This window comes from Roseateles sp. P5_B10, from assembly GCF_056400485.1.
Window position 1 is genome coordinate 1 of the sequence record NZ_JBFULE010000044.1, and the last position, 18838, is coordinate 18838.

General features: G+C 68.8%; 21 protein-coding genes and 1 pseudogene. 15 read left to right on the plus strand and 7 right to left on the minus strand.

Annotated elements, in window-relative coordinates:
* Positions 1-248: LytTR family DNA-binding domain-containing protein (locus tag AC1DU6_RS05410; RefSeq protein WP_477856259.1), on the plus strand; the 248-nt coding region annotated here is incomplete at its 5' end.
* A gap of 169 nt (positions 249-417) precedes the next feature.
* On the opposite strand, the gene AC1DU6_RS05415 is transcribed toward AC1DU6_RS05410, so the two are convergent.
* A complete protein-coding gene (locus tag AC1DU6_RS05415) occupies positions 418-1194 on the minus strand; it encodes a ferredoxin--NADP reductase (RefSeq protein WP_457322849.1) in 777 nt (258 codons plus the stop codon).
* A gap of 92 nt (positions 1195-1286) precedes the next feature.
* On the minus strand, positions 1287-1775 hold the full coding sequence (soxR, locus tag AC1DU6_RS05420) for a redox-sensitive transcriptional activator SoxR (RefSeq protein ID WP_235531787.1): 489 nt from the start codon (positions 1773-1775) through the stop codon (positions 1287-1289).
* 30 nt (positions 1776-1805) lie between these two features.
* Between soxR and AC1DU6_RS05425 the strand changes: the two genes are divergently transcribed.
* The 4 genes and pseudogenes from AC1DU6_RS05425 (at position 1806) to AC1DU6_RS05440 (ending at position 4371) form a co-directional block, all read left to right on the plus strand.
* On the plus strand, positions 1806-2804 hold the full coding sequence (locus tag AC1DU6_RS05425; protein WP_457322848.1) for a questin oxidase family protein: 999 nt from the start codon (positions 1806-1808) through the stop codon (positions 2802-2804).
* 29 nt (positions 2805-2833) lie between these two features.
* On the plus strand, positions 2834-3406 hold the full coding sequence (locus tag AC1DU6_RS05430) for a helix-turn-helix domain-containing protein (protein ID WP_457322847.1): 573 nt from the start codon (positions 2834-2836) through the stop codon (positions 3404-3406).
* Positions 3397-3771, plus strand: a pseudogene (locus AC1DU6_RS05435) (GNAT family N-acetyltransferase); the annotation flags it as partial. The gene AC1DU6_RS05430 and the pseudogene AC1DU6_RS05435, both read left to right, overlap by 10 nt.
* A gap of 78 nt (positions 3772-3849) precedes the next feature.
* The gene (locus tag AC1DU6_RS05440; RefSeq protein ID WP_457322857.1) at positions 3850-4371 is read left to right on the plus strand and encodes a GNAT family N-acetyltransferase; all 522 of its coding nucleotides are present in this window, start codon (positions 3850-3852) and stop codon (positions 4369-4371) included.
* Here AC1DU6_RS05440 and AC1DU6_RS05445 read toward each other — a convergent pair.
* The 3 genes from AC1DU6_RS05445 to AC1DU6_RS05455 all read right to left on the minus strand — a co-directional run bounded on the left by AC1DU6_RS05445 (position 4358) and on the right by AC1DU6_RS05455 (position 8066).
* A complete protein-coding gene (locus AC1DU6_RS05445) occupies positions 4358-6670 on the minus strand; it encodes an ATP-binding protein (protein WP_477856260.1) in 2313 nt (770 codons plus the stop codon). The genes AC1DU6_RS05440 and AC1DU6_RS05445 overlap by 14 nt on opposite strands.
* A 94-nt stretch (positions 6671-6764) precedes the next feature.
* A complete protein-coding gene (locus AC1DU6_RS05450; protein WP_056191800.1) occupies positions 6765-7046 on the minus strand; it encodes a BTH_I0359 family protein in 282 nt (93 codons plus the stop codon).
* Positions 7047-7169: 123 nt separating this feature from the next.
* The gene (locus AC1DU6_RS05455) at positions 7170-8066 is read right to left on the minus strand and encodes a hypothetical protein (protein ID WP_457319890.1); all 897 of its coding nucleotides are present in this window, start codon (positions 8064-8066) and stop codon (positions 7170-7172) included.
* 34 nt (positions 8067-8100) lie between these two features.
* On the opposite strand from AC1DU6_RS05455, the gene AC1DU6_RS05460 reads away from it, so the two are divergent.
* The 4 genes from AC1DU6_RS05460 to AC1DU6_RS05475 all read left to right on the plus strand — a co-directional run bounded on the left by AC1DU6_RS05460 (position 8101) and on the right by AC1DU6_RS05475 (position 11744).
* Positions 8101-8883, plus strand: a complete 783-nt coding sequence (locus tag AC1DU6_RS05460; protein ID WP_457319892.1) for a fumarylacetoacetate hydrolase family protein — start codon at positions 8101-8103, stop codon at positions 8881-8883.
* Positions 8880-9818 carry a nucleoside hydrolase gene (locus AC1DU6_RS05465; RefSeq protein ID WP_457319894.1) on the plus strand — a complete coding sequence of 313 codons (939 nt, stop codon included), beginning with the start codon at positions 8880-8882 and terminating at the stop codon, positions 9816-9818. Before AC1DU6_RS05460 ends, AC1DU6_RS05465 begins: the two co-directional genes overlap by 4 nt.
* A 203-nt stretch (positions 9819-10021) precedes the next feature.
* Positions 10022-11026 carry a sensor domain-containing diguanylate cyclase gene (locus AC1DU6_RS05470; RefSeq protein WP_056191807.1) on the plus strand — a complete coding sequence of 335 codons (1005 nt, stop codon included), beginning with the start codon at positions 10022-10024 and terminating at the stop codon, positions 11024-11026.
* A gap of 40 nt (positions 11027-11066) precedes the next feature.
* Positions 11067-11744: a DUF4197 domain-containing protein gene (locus tag AC1DU6_RS05475; RefSeq protein ID WP_477856261.1), complete on the plus strand. Its 678-nt coding sequence runs from the start codon at positions 11067-11069 to the stop codon at positions 11742-11744.
* Here AC1DU6_RS05475 and AC1DU6_RS05480 read toward each other — a convergent pair.
* Positions 11741-12226, minus strand: coding sequence for a GFA family protein (locus AC1DU6_RS05480; RefSeq protein WP_457319897.1), 486 nt, complete (start codon positions 12224-12226; stop codon positions 11741-11743). The genes AC1DU6_RS05475 and AC1DU6_RS05480 overlap by 4 nt on opposite strands.
* Before the next feature lie 92 nt (positions 12227-12318).
* Here AC1DU6_RS05480 and AC1DU6_RS05485 point away from each other — a divergent pair, with 92 nt between their 5' ends.
* Positions 12319-13227, plus strand: coding sequence for a ProQ/FINO family protein (locus tag AC1DU6_RS05485; RefSeq protein WP_457319899.1), 909 nt, complete (start codon positions 12319-12321; stop codon positions 13225-13227).
* On the opposite strand, the gene AC1DU6_RS05490 is transcribed toward AC1DU6_RS05485, so the two are convergent.
* Positions 13212-14594 (minus strand): leucyl aminopeptidase family protein, encoded by a 1383-nt coding sequence (locus tag AC1DU6_RS05490; RefSeq protein ID WP_477856262.1) that lies wholly within the window; start codon positions 14592-14594, stop codon positions 13212-13214. The two genes, AC1DU6_RS05485 and AC1DU6_RS05490, sit on opposite strands and share 16 nt — an antisense overlap.
* A gap of 166 nt (positions 14595-14760) precedes the next feature.
* On the opposite strand from AC1DU6_RS05490, the gene AC1DU6_RS05495 reads away from it, so the two are divergent.
* From AC1DU6_RS05495 to AC1DU6_RS05515, 5 genes are all read left to right on the plus strand, one after another.
* On the plus strand, positions 14761-14940 hold the full coding sequence (locus tag AC1DU6_RS05495; RefSeq protein ID WP_056191816.1) for a hypothetical protein: 180 nt from the start codon (positions 14761-14763) through the stop codon (positions 14938-14940).
* Positions 14941-15058: 118 nt separating this feature from the next.
* Positions 15059-15637, plus strand: a complete 579-nt coding sequence (locus AC1DU6_RS05500; RefSeq protein WP_056191818.1) for a hypothetical protein — start codon at positions 15059-15061, stop codon at positions 15635-15637.
* Between the two features lie 10 nt (positions 15638-15647).
* Positions 15648-16202: a tRNA-uridine aminocarboxypropyltransferase gene (locus AC1DU6_RS05505; RefSeq protein ID WP_477856263.1), complete on the plus strand. Its 555-nt coding sequence runs from the start codon at positions 15648-15650 to the stop codon at positions 16200-16202.
* Between the two features lie 9 nt (positions 16203-16211).
* Complete coding sequence (locus AC1DU6_RS05510; RefSeq protein ID WP_477856264.1) at positions 16212-18326, plus strand: protein-disulfide reductase DsbD family protein; 2115 nt, start codon at positions 16212-16214, stop codon at positions 18324-18326.
* Positions 18323-18838, plus strand: a 516-nt coding sequence (locus tag AC1DU6_RS05515; protein ID WP_477856265.1) for a redoxin domain-containing protein, incomplete at its 3' end; no start/stop codon positions are given. The genes AC1DU6_RS05510 and AC1DU6_RS05515, both read left to right, overlap by 4 nt.

The window sequence follows — 18838 nt, forward strand, 5'->3', positions numbered from 1 at the left end:
GCGACGAGAAGTACACCCGGGTGCAGACAGCCAAGGTCGAGGCCCTGATCCGCAAGCCCATCAAGGAGCTGGTGGACGAGCTGGACCCGCAGGTCTTCTGGCAGATCCACCGCTCCACGCTTGTGAATGCGCGCGCCATCGACGGCATCACCCGCGACTTCCGCGGCCGCCAGTTGGTGGGGGTGCGCGGTCTGACCGAGAAGCTCGAAGTCAGCCGCAGCTACACCCACTTGTTCAAGGGAATGTAGGCGCCTTCGAGGAGGCGTCTGCGTTTTCCTGTGGGCCGAGCGCCGGGCCGCTCCCAAGCCGGCCCGCAGGCGATGTGCAAGCGGCTCAATGCCGCTTGCATCGCCGACCCCTCGGGGGACCGACTGGGCTTGCCCGCGTACAGCTGGGCAAGACCGGGCGAGGGGCGCCCTACTTCTCGACGAAAGCGCGCTCGATGACGTAGTCGCCCGGCGTCGTCGTGCTGCCTTCCTTGAAGCCGCGGATCTCCAGCATCTCCTGCATGTCCTTCAGCAGCGCGGGGCTGCCGCACAGCATGATGCGGTCGGTCTCGGGATCAAGCGGCGGCAGGCCCAGGTCGGCCTGCAGCTTGCCGGTCTGGATCAGGTCGGTGATGCGGCCCATGTTCTTGAAGGGCTCGCGCGTGACCGTCGGGTAGTACAGCAGCTGCTCGGCAGCGAATTCGCCGAGGAATTCGTGCTGGTGCAGGTCGACCGTGAGGTGGTCGTGATAGGCCAGCTCGTTCACATGGCGCACGCCGTGCACGACGACGACCTTCTCGAAGCGCTCATAGGTCTCGGGGTCGCGCGCGACACTGATGAAGGGTGCCAGGCCCGTGCCGCTGCCCAGCAGATAGAGGTTCTTGCCCGGCAGCAGATAGTCGATCAGCAGCGTGCCCGTGGGCTTGCGGCCGACGATGATCTTGTCGCCTGGTTTGATGTGCTGCAGCTTGGAGGTCAGCGGGCCGTCCGGCACCTTGATGCTGAGGAATTCCAGCTGCTCTTCATAGTTGGCGCTGACGATGCTGTAGGCGCGCAGCAGCGGTTTGCCCGTCTCGGTCTTGAGGCCGATCATCGTGAAGTGGCCATTGGAAAAACGCAGGGCCTGGTCGCGCGTCGTCGTGAAGCTGAACAGGCGGTCGGTCCAGTGGTGGACGGTCAGGACGGTCTCTTCGTGGAAGGCACTCATGGCGGTCGTTCTTGCGGACGGTTGGGCGGACGGTTTGGCGGGTTAACCCGGGTATTTTCGCCGGGAAGTGCTCACCCGCCGTCGCCAAGGGGTCAAGTCGCGGTTTCGATGCGCAGAAGCCTCGCTCCGGCACCCTCACTGCGCTTGACGTCCTGAGGGTTGTAAAGGGCACAGGCCTTCAGCGACAGGCAGCCGCAGCCGATGCAGCCCGTCAGCCGCTCACGCAGCTGCTGCAGGGCCGCAATGCGTTCGTCCAGCAACGGCGCCCAGCCGGCCGACAGCCGCGTCCAATCCGCCTTGGTGGGCGTGCGGCCCTGGGGCAGGGTGGCCAGCGCCGCCTTGATCTGCGGCAGCGTCAGCCCCACCACCTGGGCTGCGCGGATGAAGGCCACCCGGCGTAGCACGTGGCGCGGGTATTGCCGGTGCCCGCCAGCGCTGCGGCCGCCAGCGATCAGGCCCTCGGCCTCGTAGAAGCGCAGTGCGCTGGCCGCCACGCCGGCACGCTTGGCCAACTGGCCGATGGTCAGCGGTGCGGCGGACTCCATGGCGCTTGACTTCAAGTCCACTTGAACTTCGAGCATGGCGCCATGTTCCCACAGCCAAGAGCCGCCATGCTGACCAAGACCGCCTTGCCCGCGCCCGCCACGCTGGCCCAGTTGCACCATCTGCTCGACGCCGGTGCGGCGCTGGCGCCCACCTACCGGGGCCGACTGAGCAACCACCTGCCCATGGCCCAGCAGGCCTTGCTGGAGCTGGGCGCCTCGGCGGCGCGGCTGCAGGCCTGGACCGAAAGCTACGAAGTCCACCTCGAACCACGCGTCGCTGCTCGCCCGGGCAGCGTCACGGTCGAGCGCGACCTGGGCCGACCCGACAGCGAGACCGCCTGGCATGCTCACTTCGCGGCGCGCATTGCGGAGATCGGTGCGGCCGGCACGTTGCGCAAGGCTCTGTCCCTGCTGCTGCCTGGTGTCGGTGCCATCGCCTTCCATGGCCTGATCCGCACCGGCCATGCGGTGCTGGCCGGCCACGAGGGCGAGCTGGCCGCTGGCCTTGCGCACTGGGCGGCCCACTTCCTGCCGCTGCCGACCACGGCCGACGGCCCGCCGCTGGAACTGGCCGATTGGCTGCCGGCGCTGAGCAAGCTGTCGCGTCCGGCCTACCCGGCAGGTGCGCTGATCCACGGCCGCATGCAGGCCTGGGGCGAATCGCCGGATTTCGCCGCAGTCGCCGGGCGGCTGCGCCATGGGCCGGACGCACTGCGCGACCTGGCGCTGCTGGCGGCCCGCACCTATGCGGCGACCGGCAACTTCACCGTGCTGCATCTGCTGACGGCCAGCCACGCGATGGTGGTGCTGGAGCCCTGGTGGCCGGCGCCCCAGCTGGCGCGGGGCTTCAGCGTCGCCGCTGCTGCCGGCCTGCTGGCCAGCGGCGCCGAGCCGGCGCTGATGCTCGACCGCCCACCCAGCCGCCCCTGGCCGGCGCTGATCGCGGCGGCCTGCGAACAGGACGATGCCCATGCCATCAAGCTCACCCACGCCGCCTGGCGCCTTGGCCGCCGCTGGCCCGATCCGGCCTGGCGCCGCGTCGTTGAACGTGCAATTCCATTTTGATGGAAAACAAATTCCAGTAAACTGGATGAATGGATATCACGCAACGCATCGGCCATCGCCTGCACGAACTGCGCTCGGCTGCCGGCCTGTCGCTCGACGCACTGGCCAACAAGAGTGGCGTCAGCCGCTCCAACATCTCGCTGATCGAGCGCGGCCAGAGCAGCCCGACGGCCGTGGTGCTCGACAAGCTTTCGTCGGCGCTCGGCGTCAGCGTCGCGTCGATGTTCGAGGCTGGTCCGGCACCGACCACACCCTCGCCGCTGGCGCGTGTAGCCGAGCAACCCGTCTGGGACGACCCGGCCTCGGGTTACCGCCGCCGCAATGTGTCGCCCGCCGGCGTGTCGCCACTGCAACTGGTGGACGTCATCTTCCCGGCCGGCCAGCGCGTCTCCTTCGAAACCTCGGAGCGTGATGCCGACATCCACCAGCTCGTCTGGATGATCGATGGCGCCATGGAGATCGGCCACGGCAGCGAGCAGTGGCAGCTGAACCCGGGCGACTGCCTGGCGATGCGGCTGGATGCGCCCATCCGTTTCCACAATCCTGGAACCAAGCCGGCGCGTTACCTCGTGGCCTTGAGCGGGGCCAAGTCATGGCGCTGAACCTCGTCACTGTCGCTCCGGACCACACTGACGCGCGCTTGCTGCTGGACGAGTTGTCCGCTGCACTGCAGGCGATCACCGGCGACAGCGGGCGCAGCGGTTTCGCGGCCGACGACGTGCGCGGGCCGCGCAGCCGTTTCGTCATCGCACAGGACGAGGCCGGCGCGGCGCTGGGTTGCGGCGCCCTGCGACCGCTGCAAGATGGTGTGGCGGAACTCAAGCGCATGTACGCCCGCCCCGGCTCGCACGGTGTCGGCGCGGCGTTGCTGACTCATTTGGAGTCATCTGCGAGGCACTTGGGCTACCGCGCCCTGTGGCTGGAAACACGCGCCGTGAACACCCGCGCCGTGTCGTTCTACGAGCGGCATGGCTACCGGCGCATCGACAACTTCGGCCGCTACGCAGGCAACGCGGCGGCGGTGTGTTTTGGCAAGGAACTAGACATGGCCGTCACGATCAAAGAACTGGATGCGGCGCAGGCCGAGGCGCGCATGGACGAACTGGCCGTTGTGCTGCTCGACTGCGTGGCGGGTGGCGCCTCAGTGGGCTTTATGGCCGACCTGTCGACCGAACGTGCTCGGGTGTTCTGGCAAGGCGTGGCAGGGCAGGTGGCTGACGGCAAGTGGCACCTGTTCGTGGCGCTGGATGACGCCGGGCGGGCGTGCGGCACGCTGTCTCTCGTCGTCGACATGCCCGACAACCAGCCGCACAGGGCCGACGTGTCCAAGATGTTGGTTCATCGCAGCGCGCGCCGGCAGGGTGTGGCCGAACACCTGCTGCGGGCGCTGGAGGTAAAGGCTCGTGAGTTGGGCAAGACGACGCTGGTGCTGGACACCGTCACCGGCAGCGATGCTTCGCGGGTCTATGAGAGAACGGGTTGGCAGCGAGCGGGCGACATTCCGAACTACGCATTGATGCCGGAAGGGCCGTTCTGCTCGACGACCTACTACTTCAAGCCGCTCTGAACCCGATGCCTCTGCGTTCGCGGACTTCAGGCTTCGCTCGATGCTCCGCCTCCAGTTGAGCCAAAAACTCATCCGGCGTGAAGGCCTCGCCAAGGATCTCGACCTGGTTGCGCACGGCCGCGAAGTCGCCATGCGTCAGGCAATCCATCGCCACAAGCCGTGAGCGCTGCTCATCGGCCGGGGCGGCGCCCGCCTCGCGCTCGAACATCGCCACGCGCTGTTCGGGCTTGAGCGCCTTGAAGCGGATCTTGAACGCGAAGCGCCGCAGCGCCGCCTCGTCGAGGTCGTCGAAGAGGTTGGTCGTGCAGATGAAGAGGCCGCTGAAGCGCTCCATGCCGGCCAGCATCTCGTTGACCTCCGACACCTCGTAGTTGCGCTCGGCATGCTTGCGGCTGCGCAGGAAACTGTCGGCTTCATCCAGCAGCAGCACGGCGCCTTCGGTCTGGGCCGTTTCGAACATGCGCGCCATGTTCTGCTCGGTCTCGCCGACGAACTTGCTGGCGATGTCGCTGGCACGGCGCACCATCAGCGGCCGGCCCAGGGCCTGGGCGATGTGTTCAGCCAGGGCGGTCTTGCCGCTGCCGGGTGGCCCGTAGAAGCAGAGTTGACCCGCGCCCTTGCGGCGCAATGCCTCGACGATGCGCGGGATCTCGAAGCGGCTTTCGCAGTTCAGCAGATCCAGCGCATAGCTGGTGACGCAGGGCCGGGCCATGCTGCTGCCGTCGTCGCGGCCCAGGGCCTTGTCGGCGTTCAGCAGCTGGCGCTCGATCAGTTTCTCGGCGTCGTCGGCCGAACCGGCCAACTGGGCGAAGCGCACGGCAGTGCGGATCTGCGCGGGCGTCAGGCCCGGGCGCTCGGCCAGCTTGGCGATGAAGCCTTCGCTGACGGGCACTTCACCCAGCGCCTTGGCCACCAGCCCCTTGCGGGCGCCGGGCGGCGGCGACTTCAGCTCCAGGTGGTACTGGAAGCGGCGCCGGAAGGCCGGGTCGATCTGCTCGATGCGGTTGGTGACCCAGATGACGGGCACCGGATTGGTTTCCAGGATCTGATTGACCCAGGCCTTGCCGCTGACCGAGTTGCCGACCCCGCCTTCGCCGCTGGCGTCCAGCCGGTTCAGCAGCGAGGCGGTGTCGCTGGACAGCGGCGGGAAGACGTCCTCGACCTCATCGAACAGCAGGGCCACATTGGCGCTGGCCTTCAGGAAGACCTGGCTGATCTGCAGCGAACGGTAGCGGTCGCGGCCCGACAGTGAGTTGCCATCGCGGTCGGCATACTCGACCTCGTACAGATCCAGCCCCGCAGCTGCGGCAGCCACCTTGGCCAGCTCCGTCTTGCCCGTGCCCGGCGGACCGTACAGCAGCACGTTGACGCCGGTCGCGTGCGTGGTGACGGCCTGGCGCAACAGGCCTTGCAGCAAGCCCAGGTCGTCGCTGACGAACTGGAAATCGCTGGCGCCCAGCGTGCTCAGCGTGGCGGGCCGCGTGAAGACGGCCATCAGATCATGCGGGCCCTGGTATTCGCGCATCAGCACCGGCGGCAGCTGGTCGCTGACTTTCATCAGGTCGGCCAGGTCGGTGATGTTGTGCTCGGAGATCAGGTTCTCGACCATGCCGATGCGCTCGAGGCGTGAACCGGCGCGCAGCGCCTCGGCGACCTCGCGTTCGTCCACGCCGGCAACGGCGGCGATTGCCGCGAAGGCTTCCTGCGCGGTGTTGACCTTGAACTCGACCAGCGCCCCGCGCAGCTCACGCTGGTAGCGGGCGAGGGTGCCGTAGAGCAGGATGGCCCGCTCGGCAGGGTTCAACTGCAGCAGCGTGCCCAAAGCGGCGATGTTCTTCTCGACCAGCGTCGACTCGCGCTTGAGCTGGCGGTCCAGGTACTCGCAGGTGGTGGCCAGCAGGGCCATCATGTCCTTGGGCGCATCCTTGACGTATTCGTCTAGGTAGAAGAACAGTGTGGCTTCCGAGAAGGGGCCGCTCCATTGGCCGAAGCGGTCGAGGAAGGCTTCGTCACTCAGCGCATCGTGGCCGCGCCACAACTCGTTGCCGGCGCAGCGCTGGCCCAGATAGCCGCGCAGCCTTTGCAGCACACGCGTGGGCCAGACGAGATGGCGGCCCGTGAAGGACAGCAGGCCGTTGAAGTCGCGCCGCAGGTTGAAGCGGCCGGCGTGCCTGACGGTCAGCGTCAGCACGAACTGCGAGCACATGCGGTCCAGCACCGGAGCGCTGTCCAGGCCGGGCGAGGGCAGCAAGCGGGCAGATGCCCGGGCGGCTGTCTCAGCGGCGACTCGCTTCACCATTCGATGGGCTCCTTGCGCAGCCTGCAGCGGCGGCGCGGACCCATCTTGTATCAGGCTTGGCGGCAGAGCAACGTCAGATCGGCCCCCTAAACGTTCAGTGCATCACGACCGGTTGCTGGCCCATCACGGCATAGCGCTCGATGAAGGCGTCCAGTTCGTCCTCGGAAGGCTCGCCATCGTCGATGAGGGCCTGCACGCCTTGCTGGAAGGATTCGGCCAGGGCGCCTTCGATGAAGATTTCCTTGCGGGCGAACTTGTCGACGATCTCAAAACCGCCTCGGTTCAGCTGCGGGCCGGCCTCCACCGCCTGGAGCTCGGCGTGTGGGACGTCGAACTGGACGACGATGAAGCTGTCGGAGTTGTAAAGCATGTGCATGGAGTTCTCCTCAGGGCTTCAGCTGCGGGTGAGGCCTGGTGTTTCAAGCCCCGCTTGGTTCAGATACTGGCAGAACGCCCTGCTGTTCGGGTCATCCCATGCGCTGACAACGTGTAGGAAGCGTCAGGAGTTCACGTCGGACAGACGGATCTCGAAACCGCGCGTTTCGGGGTCGCCCTGGCGCAGGCGGACCGGCCAGTAGCCGCGGTTGGGGTCCAGCCACAGCTCCACGCCAGGGTCTCGCTCACCCAGCGGCAGGCGTCGCAGATGCAGGCTGCCGGCGTCTTCAGGCGTCGCATCCACGGTCTCGAAGGTCCATTCCCGCAGTTCGCCGCGCAATCCGGCCACCCAGACACGCCAGCGCCCACCCGGTGTCGGGGCGGCCTGCACCAAGGCGGCGAGTTGCAGCCACCAGGACAGGCGGTCCTGCGCGCCCTCGGGCAGTTCGAGCTGGGCCGGGTTGGCCGAGAAGCTGACACGCCGCCCTTCGGCATCGAAGTTGATGGCCTGGCGGTCCTGACCGCCGCGCTGCAGCGCGAAGCGTTCGGGGGCCAGGCCCGCACTGCCGGTATGGCCCAGGCTTTCCAGGGCCGGCAGCGCGCGCTCGCCAACGCGCCGGGTCAGGCGCAGGCTGTAGCGGCCATCGGCTTCGGGGCGCCAGTCCAGCAGCGCCTCGCCGTCCTGGCCGCTTTGGCGAAGGCGGTAGTGCCAGGCGGCTGGGCCGGCCAGGCGCAGCGGCGGGGCCTCGGGGGCGGCGATGGGGGCTTCAACGGCGGGCATCGGTGGCCTGGCGCTGGCGCGAGGCGAGCGGGCCTGAGGCAAGGGCCGGGTGGATGGGGTGGGCTCGGGCAGGGCCATGGGCAGCGTCGGCGGCTGCAACAACGCGATGCTGACGGCCCGCGCCGGCCGAGCGGCGCTGTCGTCGCGCACCCGCTCACCGCCCAGCAGCAGCGCGTGGGCGAGCAGGCTGGCCGCCAGTGCAACCGTGGCGGCGCGGGGGAAGGGCAGGGCGGCGCGCATCGCACAATGCTGCCATCACCCTGAACTCCCGCTCATGAAACTCGCCAGCTACGCCGACGGCTCGCGCGACGGCCACCTCGTCGTCGTGTCGCGCGACCAGACCCAGGCGCATTACGCCACCGGCATCGCCACGCGCTTGCAGCAGGTCCTCGATGACTGGGGCTTCCTGTCGCCGCAGCTCGAAGACCTGGCCGTGCAGCTGAACCACGGCAAGCTGCGCCACGCCTTCGCATTCGAACCCGAGAAATGTGTCGCGCCTCTGCCACGCGCTTATGGCTGGGCCGTTGTCGACGCCGAAGGCGGCGTGCGCCGCGAAGCTGGCCAGTTCCATGGCGCGCATCAGCCTTTGAGGGCGCCGGCGGCCTGCGAGCCGGCCCTTGCCGTCATCACGGGCGACCTGGCGGCAGCGAGTGATGCCGCCTCGGCACTTGATGCCATGCGTCTGCTGACTTTTGCCGTGGACTGGCGCCTGGACGGCGAATTGATCGCCACCCACTGCGCGCCGTTGGCCGTCACGCCTGATGAGTTGGGCGAGGCCTGGGGCGCCGGCCGTCTGCAGGCCCGCCTGGTGGCCCTGCACAACGGCGCCAAGCTCGATCCGCGCGACGTGGCTGCCCTGCCCGGTGACGCACTGGCGCGTCTGGCCCGCTTGCGGGCGCTGCGCGCCGGGCAGTTGGCCGGCTCGGCCCTGGGCGCGCTGGAGCTGCCGCTCGCGCCCGGTGACAGTCTGCGCCTGGACCTCAAGTCCGCCGACGGCCAGCACAGCCTGTTCGGCGCCATCGACATCGATCTCGCACCGCCACCCGCATCCGTATGAGCCAAGCCATCATCATTGACACCGACCCGGGCCAGGACGACGCCATCGCCCTGCTGCTGGCCGCTGCCAGCCCGGAGCTGGAACTGCTCGGCGTGACCACGGTAGCCGGCAATGTGCCGCTGGCGCTGACGACACTGAACGCCCGCAAGGTCTTGGAATTGGCCGGCCGGCGCGACGTGCCCATCTGCGCCGGTGCCGACAGGCCGCTGGACGTGCCCCTGGTCACCGCCGAGCATGTGCACGGCGACACCGGCCTGAACGGCGTCGAGCTGCCCGAGCCGACGCTGGCGCTGGATCCGCGCCATGCGGTCGACTTCATCATCCAGACCCTGCGCGAGCGCGAGGCCGGCACCGTGACGCTGTGCCCGCTGGGGCCACTGACGAATATCGCCCTGGCCCTGCGCCAGGCGCCCGACATCGCGGCGCGCATCCGCCGCATCGTGCTGATGGGCGGCGGTTTCTTCGAGGGCGGCAACGTCACGCCGGCCGCCGAGTTCAACATCTATGTCGATCCGCAGGCGGCCCATGAGGTGTTCACGAGTGGCGTGCCCATCACGATGGCGCCGCTGGACGTCACCCACGAGGCGCTGACGACGGCGGCCCGCATCGAGGCCATCCGCGCCTTGGGCAACCGCGTTGGCGGCGTGGTGGCCGCCTGGATGGAATTCTTCGAGCGCTTTGACGAGGAGAAATATGGCCAGGACGGCGGCCCGCTGCACGACCCCTGTGTCATCGCCTGGCTGCTGGCGCCGGAGCTGTTCACCGGCCGGGACTGCAATGTGCGCGTCGAGACCCGGAGCGAGCTGACGCGCGGCATGACGGTCATCGACTGGTGGGCCGTCACCGGCCTGGCTGCCAACGCCCAGGTGCTGCGCCATGTCGATGCCGACGGCTTCTTCGCGCTGCTGACCGAGAGGCTGTCGGCTCTGCAGTGAGTGCGTCATTGAGCGAAAGCCGGGATGGTCCGGCAAGGGCTGGATCCGGAACTCCATTAGTACGCGCTTGACGCATAGATGATGTGCAAACGGGTGTCGACATCATTTATATCCGGTGAGACACTGGCCACTCGAGGGGGACACCGCAGCGCCCGGGGTGGAAGAGGCGCATCGTCGCGCGACGGCGCGTCGAGGAGACATCGATGCCGACCAGAGACAAGCTGCTGGAGGTCATCGCATTGCAGACCGAGGTGGCCGGACTGGGGCTGGACCTGGACTTGGACCTGGGGCGCCTGCTGGACCGCGTCGTCAAACGCACCCTGAGCCTGGTGGATGCGGACGGCGCTGCCCTGGAGATGGCCGAGGGCGACGAGATGGTCTACCGCGCGGCAGCCGGCATGGCGGAGGGCAGCCTGGGCCTGCGGCTCAAACGCAGTCACAGCCTGTCGGGCCTGTGCGTCGCCCAGGGGCGGGCGCTGCGCTGCGACGACGCACTGCTCGATCCGCGCTGCGACCGCGCCGCCTGCGAGCGCCTGGGCCTGCGTGCCATGGTCGTCGTGCCGCTGCGTCATCACGGCGTGACGGTGGGCGTGCTGAAGGCCATGTCCAAACGCGAGGGTCATTTCGCTGACCGGCATCTGTCCCTGCTGGGGCTGGTGTCCCAGCTCGTCGCCGCGGCCATGTATTTCGCCACCCGCTATGCGCCCGCCGAACTCTTCCACAAGGCGACGCATGACGGGCTGACGGACCTGCCCAACCGCTCCCTCTTCCTGGATCGCCTGCATGCCTCGCTGGCCCAGGCCATGCGGGACGGCCAGCCGCTGGCCGTCATGATGCTGGACATGAACGGCCTCAAGCGGATCAACGACGGCTTCGGTCACCGTGCCGGCGACGCGGCGCTGTTGGAGTTCGCGCGCCGCCTGGTTGGCGGCCTGCGCCAGTCCGACATGGCGGCGCGGCTTGGGGGTGACGAGTTCGGCGTGCTGCTGCGGCCGCTGGCGGCCGACGGCGGCCTGGAGGCGACGATGCAGCGGCTGGCGGCGCATCTCGACGGCGGCTTCGAGTTCGAAGGTCGGCTGCTGCAGGTCGGTGCCAGCATGGGCACGGCCTGCTTCCCCGAGGATGGGATGGATCTCGGCCGGCTCATCGAGCTGGCCGACCAGCGCATGTACCGCCACAAGCGCGGCCTGCAGCACGCCCACGCCTGAGCCGGTGGCAAGATGGCGCTCCGTCTCACCGGAGCCCGCCATGCAACGCCGCCTCGTCATCGCCAGTGCCCCCGCGCTGTTCCTGCTGCGCCCGGCCTGGGCGCTGAACCTCAGCGAGGGTGATGCCAACGCCGGCATCCGCGCGGCCCTGGAGCGCGGCGCCAATTCGGCGGTGTCGCTGCTGGGGCGTCCCGACGGCTTTCTCGGCAACCCGCTCGTCAAGATCGAGCTGCCGGGTTATCTGAGGGACGCCGCCAAGCTGCTGAAGGCCACCGGGCAAGGCAGGAAGCTCGACGAGCTCGTCACAGCGATGAACCGCGCCGCCGAAGCCGCCGTGCCGGCGGCCAAGCCGCTGCTCGTCAAGGCGGTGAAGGACATGAGCGTCGAGGACGGGCTGAAGATCCTCAGGGGTGGTGACGACTCGGTGACGCAGTTCTTCGCCGTGAAGACGCGCGAGCCGCTGGGCCAGCAGTTCCTACCCATCGTGACCAAGGCGACCGAGAAGGTGTCTCTCGCCGACAAGTACAACGCCGTCGCCAGGAAGGCCRGCGGCTTCGGCCTCGTCAAGGGCGACGAGGCCAACATCCAGCAGTACGTGACGGCCAGGGCGCTGGACGGTCTCTACCGCATCATTGGCGAGGAGGAGAAGAAGATCCGGCAGGACCCGGTTGGTACGGGCAGCGCCATCCTCAAAAAGGTTTTCGGCGGGCTGGGCTAGGGCCTGTAGTGCGCCTTGTGCCACTCGGCCAGTGACATGTCGGGGTACTCGTCAAAGCGTGGGTCCCGCGGCGAGCCCTCCACCTCGACCCAATCCGCCTTGGAACCCACCATGCAATGCACGTGCTCGGGTGGCGTCGGCAACGGCGTGTCGATGGCGCTGGCATGCGGGTGCACAAGCTCCGGCCAGGTCGGGTCCCAGAGCCACAGCGCGCTGCCGCACTTCATGCAGAAGTAGCGCCGCCCGCTGCTCTTGTGCCGGCCCTTGCTTTCCTTGTTCGGCAGCTTGGCGCGGTAGATGCGCAGATGCCGCTTGCCCTTGACCTTCATCGTGTGCGTCTGAGCGCCGAGGTTGATCGCATAGCCGCCGGCGCCGGCCGTCTTGCGGCAGATGGAGCAGTAGCAGCGCATGAAAGGGACGGGCGAGTCGGCCTCGACCGAGAACTTCACGCTGCCGCAATGGCATGAGCCTTCGAGGTGCATTTGCTGGCCTTTCTATGGGATGGCGTGCAGGAGCCCATGATGGCCGACAATCCCGGCCCTTGCCTGTTTGCTGCCGCTTCGACGGCTTTGCGATGAATTCCGATCTTCCTGATCCCGTCACCCCGTCCGAAGAACCGGCAGCCGCTGTGCCCGCACCCGTGCCTGCGCCTGAGGCCACACCGGCGGCCGCACCCGAGGCCGCGCCCCAGATCGAGAGCGCGTCCGAGGTTTCCGCCGACGCCGCGCCGGCTGCTGCTGGCTCGCCCGCTGCGCCGGCGGTAGACGCCACTGCCGAGCTCAAGGCCCTGTTCCCGGCCCTGTTCACCGGCAAGCCCAAGCCCGTCAAGCTGCGCGTGCAGGCCGACATCCAGGAGCGCGCACCGGGCAAGTTCAGCAAGGCTCAGCTCAGCGCCTTCCTGCGCCGCCACACCGGCAGCACCGGCTATCTGATCGCGCTGACCCAGGCCAAGAGCCGCTTCGACCTCGACGGCAACCCCGCCGGTGAGATCACGGAAGAGCATCTGAATGCCGCCAAGGAAGAGCTGACCCGCCGCCGCGGCCTGAAGCAGGAGCGTGAGCAGGTGGAGCAGGAGCGCCACCAGCTCGAGGCGCAGCAGCGCCGCAACCGAGCCCAGCTGCTGTGGGACTTCGAGCGCACGACGCTGACCGAGGCCAACTTCTGCGTGCTCAAGGGCGTGGTGGCTGAGGAGCTGCCGGGCCTGCTGGAGATCGCTCGCAAGGAGCGCGCCGAGGCGCCGCCTGCCCCGCCGCGGGAGGTGCGCCGCGATGGGCCCCCGCCGCGCCGCGATGACCGACGCCCCGGTGGCGGCGGTCGCCCCGAGGGTCGCGCAGAAGGCCGCCGCGAAGGTGGCCGGCCGCCGCAGCGCCAGGGCAAGAAGCCCGATCAGCCGCGTCGCGACCAGGCGGCCAAGCCCCAGGTTCCTAAGGCGAACCCGGTTCAGGAGCCGCAGCCGGCTGACAAGGATCAGGCGCCCGAGTAACGCTGCTCCAGGTAGGCGAGCAGGGTGCGGATCGTCTGCGCCTCGCCGCCCACCGGCCGGCCGGCGCGAGGCGCGTCGTTCCAGGCGAACAGGTCGACGTGCAGCCAGTCCTGCTGCGGTGGCAGGAAGTCTTCCAGGAACAACGCCGCGTTGATGGCGCCGGCCAGCGGGCTCTTGCCCGTGTTGACGATGTCACCGATCGTGCTCTCGATGCCGGCGTGATACGGCGCCCACAGCGGCATGTGCCAGAGCGGGTCGTCGAGCTTCAAACCCAGGTCGACCAGATCGCGGGCCGTGTCCATGTGCTTGGCGAACAGCGCCGGCAGCTGGGCGCCCAGGGCCACGCGCGCGGCACCCGTCAGCGTCGCCAGGTCGATGACGAGGTCGGGCTTGCCCTCGGCGGCATAGGCCAGCGCGTCGCACAGGATGACGCGGCCCTCGGCGTCGGTGTTGCCGATCTCGATGTGCAGGCCCTTGCGCGTCTTGATGACGTCGCCGGGCCGGTAGGCGTTGCCCGAGATCGAGTTCTCGACCGCCGGGATCAGCAGCTGCAGACGCACCGGCAGCTTCAAGGCCATGATGAGGGTGGCCAGGCCCAGCGCGTTGGCCGCGCCGCCCATGTCCTTCTTCATCTGGCGCATGCCTTCGCCGGGCTTGATGTTGAGGCCGCCGGTGTCGAAGCAGACGCCCTTGCCCACCAGGGCCAGCTTGGGGTGCTTGGGATTGCCCCAATTCAGCTCGATCAGGCGAGGTGAGCGCGTGCTCGCGCGGCCGACGGCGTGAATGCTGGGGAAGTTCTTCTTCAGCAGGGCGTCGCCGATGGTTTCCGCATAGGTCGCGTCGTATTGCTTGGCCAGGGCCTTGGCGGCGGCGGCCAGCTCGGCCGGGCCCATGTGCTCGGCCGGCGTGTTGACGAGATCGCGCGTGGCCGAAATCGCCGCGGCCAGCGCCAGGCCGCGTTCGGCGTCAGCACCGCCCTTCAGCACCAATGTGGCCGGCCCGCGCTTGGCTGGCTTGTAGAGGTCGAAGCGGTAGCCGCCCAGCTCCCAGGACATGGCCGCGCCCTCCGGCAGCAGGGCCAGGCCGGCGTCATCCAGCTTGTAGACACCTTCCGGCAGGGTCAGCGGCAGGTGGCTCAGTGCAAAGGGGTGGGCGCTGTGGGCCACGCCGGCAAAGACCTGGGCCAGGCGGCCATCGGCGCCGGGAATCAGGGCGTGGCTATCCGGCGCACCCACAAAGCCGACGGTCGCCAACCAGGCGCGGGTGGCCGGTGGCAGGCCGGGGGCCAGGGCCTGGAAGGCCGCGCGGTCCACGACGGTGATGGGAGTGGCCTTGGCCGGGAGGGTCTTTTTCAGCTGGACGGTCATCGCGGAGTCCTGGATTCAAAAGCGGCATTGTCTGCATAGCCGGTGACCGCAGGCCACAAGTGCAAAGAAGTGTGTTTGGCCTGTCAACCACCCCCAACCAGCCCGCGTTGTGCCTCCCAATCGCGCCCCACTCGGCGTGAGACGGCCCTCAAAAGGCCAGACAGCCATGATGAAGATCCAGCCCCGCACTGAACACCCGCCGCGCCGCCTGCCCCTCTCCGAGGTGGCCTGGAGCGCCGAGGAATCCGTCGAAAAGGGCCGCAAGCACGAGGCCTTCGACACCGGTTTCTACAGCGGCGAACGCCGCGGCCTCGCCCGCGCCATGCGCCTGGACCGCAAGCGCTGAAATCGGCGACTCTTCCTTTCGCAGCCCGCCGCCCGGCACCGGACGGCGGGCTTTGTTTTGGGCTGAACGGGAAATCCTCCCGGATTTGCTGGCGTGACAGCGCCGAGAATGCGCCCCCATGAAAGCCGCCCGCCGCTCCATCGCCTTCTTCTCCGGCCTCCTGCTGTACTGCTTCGGCGCGGGCGCCGCCATGAAGTACGCCAGCACCGGCCTGCCGCGCCAGGTCTATGCCCAGCTGGGTGGCCGCAACAGCCTGCAGGTCATGCTCGGCGAGGCCGTCGCCATTGCGCTGCTGCTCTTCATTGCCGCGCTGATCTGGGGCTATCTGACGCTGCGGCCGCAGCGCCGCCGGCACCGCCCCTATGTCGCGTGGATGATGTCCGGCGTCGGCGTGGCCTGGGCGGGCTGGTTGATCTTCGGCGCCTTCAGCTTCGCGCTGAAGCCGCGCGCCTACTCGGCGCCCCTGCAGAGCATGCTGCTGTCGTCCAGTGCGGCGCCGCTGTTCGGTGCCTTCAACATCTTCGGCGTCGTTGGCGGCGTCTGGCTGGCCGGCCGGCTGGCCAAGAGGCGCCAGGTCGGCTTGCCCACCACGCGCTCGCGCCGCCACCACGGCGAGGAGGAGTCGGCCGCTGATGCCGGCGCCGACAGCACGGTGTCGACCATCGCGCCGCACTCCGTGTCGCCACCGGTGAACTGAGCCGAGGCGCATGCCCCGCGCGGTCTGCCCGCGCTGCGAGCGCCCGGCCTGCACCTGCCTGTGCGCCACGCTGCCGGCGCCGCTGGCCGTGCGCACCGAACTGCTCATCCTCCAGCACCCGGCCGAGGCCGGCCATGCCAAGAACACCGCCGCCTTTCTGACGCTCGGCCTGAGCCCAGCCGCGTGCCTGCTGCGCGGCGAGGCTTTCGACCCCGCACTGGCCCGCCCCGGCACGGCGCTGCTCTACCCGGGCGAGGGCGAGCCGGGCACGTTAGCCGAAGTGAATCGCCTCATCCTGCTGGACGGCAATTGGCGCCAGAGTCGCCGCCTGCTGGCAGTCAACGCCTGGCTGGCCGCGCTGCCGCGGCTGAGCTTGCCCGAGCAGCCCGGCCGCTATGCGATACGCCGAGCCCACCGCCCTGGCCAGCTGTCAACACTGGAAGCCGGTTTGCATGCCTTGGCCCTGTTGGAAGGCGGGCCGGAACGCTTCGCACCGCTGTGGGCCGCGTTCGATGCATTTGTTCAGGCAGGCCTGTCACGACAGGGTGAAAGCGGGATGGCCTAGGATTTCGGGATGTTCTCGTTCCTGCGCCCCCTCCTTCCGGCTCTGCTGGCCGCCCCGCTGCTGGCCTTTGCCGCACCGCCCGAAGCGTCCACGGAGCATGTGCAGGCCCGCCTCGTCTCCAGCCAGGCCGCGGTGGCGCCGGGCCAGCGCTTCACGGTGGCACTCGAGCAGAACATCAAGTCGCACTGGCACACCTACTGGCTCAACCCGGGCGACTCCGGCCAGGCGACGACGATCGACTGGAGTGGCGCCCAGGCCGGGCCCATCCAGTGGCCCACGCCGGCCATCCAGGCCATCGGCCCCATCGTCAACTACGGCTACGAAGGCCGCGCGGCCCTGCTCGTCGACTTGACGGTGCCGGCCGACGCCAAGCCCGGCAGCCGCTTCAAGCCGGCAGCCGAGGTGAAGTGGCTGGTCTGCAAGGATGTCTGCATTCCCGAGCAGGTGTCGCTCGGGCTGGACCTGCCGGTGGCGGCCGAGGCCAAGGCCGGCCCCGACGCAGCCCAGATCGAAGAATGGCGTGGCGCCATTCCCAAACCGGCAAATTTCGCCGTGCAGCTCAAGCCCGCGCCGCAAGGTGTGCGCCTCAGCGGCCCAGCGGCTGGCCTGAATCTGCCCATCAGCAAGGCCTATTTCTTTGCCGACACCTGGGGCGCCGTCGCTCACAGCGCCCCCCAGGTGTTCCGAGCCGAGGGAGCCGGCTGGGTGCTGGACATCCCTGCCGGTGACGAACCCTTGCCCGCTGGCAAGCCGTTGTCCGGTGTCATCGTGCTGACGACTGCGGCCGGCGAACAGGCCTGGACCGTCTCAGCGCCCATGCCCGAAGGCGCCGGCAAGGGACCCGGCCCGGCCGATCTCAACGCCCCTGCGGCCGAAACCGCAGCGCCCGCCCCCGCGCCGGAAAGCGACCTCGGCCTGCTGCCTGCCCTGGCCCTGGCCCTGGTTGGCGGCCTGATCCTGAACCTGATGCCCTGCGTCTTCCCGGTGCTGTCCATCAAGGCCCTGGCCCTGGTGCGCGAAGGCAACCACAAGGCCGAGGGCCTGGCCTACACGGCCGGCGTGCTCGTCAGCTTCGCGGCGCTGGCGGCGGTGTTGATCGCGCTGCGCGCCGGCGGCCAGCAGGTGGGCTGGGGCTTCCAGTTCCATTCACCGGTGTTCGTCCTCATCGTCAGCTATCTGCTCTTCTTGGTCGGGTTGAACCTGTCGGGCTTCTTCGAATTCGGCGGCAGCTTCACCGGTGTGGGCTCCAACCTGGCCGCGCGCCAGGGCCTGGCGGGCAGCTTCTTCACCGGTGTGCTGGCGGCCGTCGTCGCCACGCCCTGCACGGCGCCCTTCATGGGCGCGGCCCTGGCCTTTGCGTTGTCCCAGCCGGCGGCGGTGCTGCTGGCTGTCTTCCTTGCACTGGGCCTGGGCCTGGCGCTGCCCTTCCTGCTGCTGGCCTTCTGGCCCGCGGCGCAGCGCTGGTTGCCGCGGCCCGGCGCGTGGATGGACAAGTTCAAGCAGTTCCTCGCCTTCCCGATGTATGCGGCCGTCGTCTGGCTGCTGTGGGTGCTGGCCCAGCAGGCCGGGCCGGACGGCGTCGCGATGGCGCTGGGCGGCCTGGTGTTGATCGCCTTCGCGCTGTGGCTGCACCGCGCTGGCAAGGGCGTCATCAGCGGCGTGGCGATGGTGGCCAGCTTCGTGCTCGCGCTCAGCGTCATTCACTGGATCAGGCCCGTACCCGCCGACGCTCATGCTGCCGCACCGGGATYTGCCATCGAGGCCTACAGCGCCGGGCGCCTGGCCGAACTGCGCGCTCAGAACAAGCCCGTCTTCGTCAACATGACGGCGGCCTGGTGCATCTCCTGCCTCGTCAACGAGCGCGTCGCGCTGTCGCGCCCCGAGGTCAAGGACGCCTTCGCCAAGGCCGGCGTGGCCTATCTGAAGGGTGACTGGACGCGTGAGGACCCGAACATCACCGCCGTGTTGAAAGCCCATGGCCGCTCCGGCGTGCCCCTCTACCTCTACTACGCACCGGGCGCCGCCGAGGCCCAGGTGCTGCCGCAGATCCTCACCCCCGGCCTTGTCGTCGAGACTGTCGAGGCCATTTCCGCGCCCCCCGCTTCTTCCAGGAGTTCGACATGACCTTGCTTCGCCGCAGCCTGCTCGCCGCCCTGATCCTTCCCGCACTGGCCCACGCCACGGCCAATGTCGATGCACCCGCGCCGACTTTTTCTGCCACGACGGCCGACGGCAAGACCGTCAATCTGGCCGACTACAAGGGCAAGACCGTCGTGCTGGAGTGGACCAACCACGACTGCCCGTATGTCAGGAAGCACTATGGCGCCGGCAATATGCAGACCCAGCAGAAAGCCGCCGCGGCCCAGGGCGTCGTCTGGCTGCAGGTGATCTCCTCCGCGCCCGGCCAACAGGGCTTCGTGGACGGTGCTACCGCGCAGAAGCTCAACGCCGACCGCGGCGCAGCGCCCACTGCGACCCTGCTCGACCCCAAGGGCGAGCTCGGCAAGCTCTACGGCGCGCAGACGACACCACACATGTACGTCATCAAGGCTGATGGCACCCTTGCCTACAAGGGCGGCATCGACAGCCTMGCCACGCCCGACAAGGCCGACATCGCCAAGGCCGAGCCCTACGTC

Bases quoted from the DNA above. Each gene is read 5' to 3' on its own strand.
- AC1DU6_RS05415 (WP_457322849.1), bottom strand. From the start codon at position 1,194: ATGAGTGCCTTCCACGAAGAGACCGTCCTGACCGTCCACCACTGGACC.
- soxR (WP_235531787.1), bottom strand. From the start codon at position 1,775: ATGCTCGAAGTTCAAGTGGACTTGAAGTCAAGCGCCATGGAGTCCGCC.
- AC1DU6_RS05425 (WP_457322848.1), top strand. From the start codon at position 1,806: ATGCTGACCAAGACCGCCTTGCCCGCGCCCGCCACGCTGGCCCAGTTG.
- AC1DU6_RS05430 (WP_457322847.1), top strand. From the start codon at position 2,834: ATGGATATCACGCAACGCATCGGCCATCGCCTGCACGAACTGCGCTCG.
- AC1DU6_RS05440 (WP_457322857.1), top strand. From the start codon at position 3,850: ATGGCCGTCACGATCAAAGAACTGGATGCGGCGCAGGCCGAGGCGCGC.
- AC1DU6_RS05445 (WP_477856260.1), bottom strand. From the start codon at position 6,670: ATGGTGAAGCGAGTCGCCGCTGAGACAGCCGCCCGGGCATCTGCCCGC.
- AC1DU6_RS05450 (WP_056191800.1), bottom strand. From the start codon at position 7,046: ATGCACATGCTTTACAACTCCGACAGCTTCATCGTCGTCCAGTTCGAC.
- AC1DU6_RS05455 (WP_457319890.1), bottom strand. From the start codon at position 8,066: ATGCGCGCCGCCCTGCCCTTCCCCCGCGCCGCCACGGTTGCACTGGCG.
- AC1DU6_RS05460 (WP_457319892.1), top strand. From the start codon at position 8,101: ATGAAACTCGCCAGCTACGCCGACGGCTCGCGCGACGGCCACCTCGTC.
- AC1DU6_RS05465 (WP_457319894.1), top strand. From the start codon at position 8,880: ATGAGCCAAGCCATCATCATTGACACCGACCCGGGCCAGGACGACGCC.
- AC1DU6_RS05470 (WP_056191807.1), top strand. From the start codon at position 10,022: ATGCCGACCAGAGACAAGCTGCTGGAGGTCATCGCATTGCAGACCGAG.
- AC1DU6_RS05480 (WP_457319897.1), bottom strand. From the start codon at position 12,226: ATGCACCTCGAAGGCTCATGCCATTGCGGCAGCGTGAAGTTCTCGGTC.
- AC1DU6_RS05485 (WP_457319899.1), top strand. From the start codon at position 12,319: ATGAATTCCGATCTTCCTGATCCCGTCACCCCGTCCGAAGAACCGGCA.
- AC1DU6_RS05490 (WP_477856262.1), bottom strand. From the start codon at position 14,594: ATGACCGTCCAGCTGAAAAAGACCCTCCCGGCCAAGGCCACTCCCATC.
- AC1DU6_RS05495 (WP_056191816.1), top strand. From the start codon at position 14,761: ATGATGAAGATCCAGCCCCGCACTGAACACCCGCCGCGCCGCCTGCCC.
- AC1DU6_RS05500 (WP_056191818.1), top strand. From the start codon at position 15,059: ATGAAAGCCGCCCGCCGCTCCATCGCCTTCTTCTCCGGCCTCCTGCTG.
- AC1DU6_RS05505 (WP_477856263.1), top strand. From the start codon at position 15,648: ATGCCCCGCGCGGTCTGCCCGCGCTGCGAGCGCCCGGCCTGCACCTGC.